The 1,771-nt window shown below is 58.5% G+C and carries 2 protein-coding genes; one reads left to right on the top strand and one right to left on the bottom strand.

What is annotated here, in order from left to right:
* The coding region (locus QCE69_RS39265) for a hypothetical protein (RefSeq protein WP_309927955.1) at nucleotides 1-422 on the top strand (422 nt) is incomplete at its 5' end.
* A 22-nt stretch (nucleotides 423-444) separates the two neighbouring features.
* Here the strand turns inward: QCE69_RS39265 and QCE69_RS39270 are convergent.
* A partial coding sequence (locus QCE69_RS39270; protein WP_309936145.1) for a polymorphic toxin type 22 domain-containing protein occupies nucleotides 445-1,771 on the bottom strand: 1,327 nt, incomplete at its 5' end.

Consider the following 1,771-nt stretch of genomic DNA (forward strand, 5'->3'; position numbering starts at 1 on the left):
GCGCTCAGGCCTTGCCCGTCCTTGACTCGTTGCACGGCGGCTTCCTTGAACTCTGCCGTGTACACCTGGTGCGGTACCTTGAACATCTATGCTTTCCTTCCTTTGGGTCGAGTTTATACGCGACCTGCTGGAAGGCGAAATTTCAGGGGAAGCTCACTCACCGCCTTCCTGCAACAGGCCGGATTCAAACCGCGAAGTCGCGTGTGTGTTCAGGTCGAAGACGGCAAGCTCATCATCACACCGGCTTGAACGATCGCTACAGACAACGAACCCAGCGCAAGGCTGGGTTCGTTGTTTCAATGCGCCAGAACGAGTTTATAAATCCAGATGCCAGCAATCAGAGTAAATCCAATAACGATGGCAACCCAGTAGATTGTCTTTTGACCTTTACTCAGCTTCTCGTATTGGCCCGGTTTGAATGATGGTCCAGCCATATTGGCCTCTCTACTTTTTCATGTCAAACCCATAACTAATGGGATTCACTGCGGTACCAGGCGGGAAGCTAAAACCATACTCAATGGAGGTTTGTCCCCCATATGCATGACTGATCCCGCCACCTACACCAATGGCAGGGAGGGCCGGAACAGGTACGAACGTTGACGCATTAGCACCACCACCGGCCAAGTACGAGCTAGTACCTGCTGCACCTCCTCCTCCAAGAATACTTCCGAACGTCACGGAAAGCCCGGGCTTCAACGAATACGTGGGGATGGGCTTACCAAGCGCCCAACTTCCAAATGTATCGCCGTTGTGCAGATTAATTACTACGCCGCCTGAAGCAATATAGATGTTGCCTTGGATCGAAACATAATCCGGAGACATTGCCCCAAGTGCAAGTTGCGCGTTGTCCCCCTGCGCCTGAATCTCAGCACTCAGCATTGCGTCACTACATTGCACAGTGGCCGGGCACACCTGCGCCACCAGATCCTTCGACCTCTTGTCGCCGCCCGCACCGTCATGAGCAGATCGATTGTATAAATCAACGCTCGACGCAGCCGACGCGCCCGAACTACCGCCCACCGCTGCGCCCGCTCCCGTGGCAAGCACATTCGCGATGATGTTGCCCAAGGCTCGATCTGCATCCGCATTGCCAGTCGGACTGGACGCCGCGATGTCATGACTCAACTCATCGAGCTTGCCCGCAGCCGCCGCCGAGATTCCCGCACCGGCGGCTCCTTGCGCAGCACTGCCTACGCTTCCACCGCCAAGACCCGCGACCGCCGCACCACCAGCAATATGCATCGCAATTCTGTACTCACCACCCTCGGCCCACGCCGCTGCACCCGCCTGATCGTGATTGGCCTCCGCCAGATTGTGCTCCATATCCGCATACGCGCCGATGCCTTGAGCCACCACTTGCCCCGCCGCCTGTGCGGCCTGCATCGTATCAGCCTGTTGGTTCAGTATCTCGTTCACGTCGGGCGTGCTTGCTACCGTGCCGTTCGTGCTCGTCGTGTCGCGGCTCAGATTCGCCACGTCCTGCGCCTGACGTTCCACGTCGGTGAGCGTGATCGTGCCCGGGCTGATCGCGCTGCGCGTGGTCGAACTTTGGTCGCCGTTCTCATGCTGGCCGATCATCGGCACCAGCCCGCCCGATCCCGGCACTGAAGCAGGACCGACAGCCTTGTCGGAGCTCGGACCCGGCGACAGCCCCACGGAGCCGCCAATACTGTTCGCCGAATAGTGCGAGTGGTTGCCGACGTCCGCGAACGTCAGCGTACCGGTGGACAGACTGTTCTTCGCTGCGTCATCCGCGCCGACAATGACCGCG

This window comes from Caballeronia sp. LZ032, assembly GCF_031451315.1.
In the GTDB taxonomy this organism is placed as follows: Bacteria; Pseudomonadota; Gammaproteobacteria; order Burkholderiales; family Burkholderiaceae; genus Caballeronia.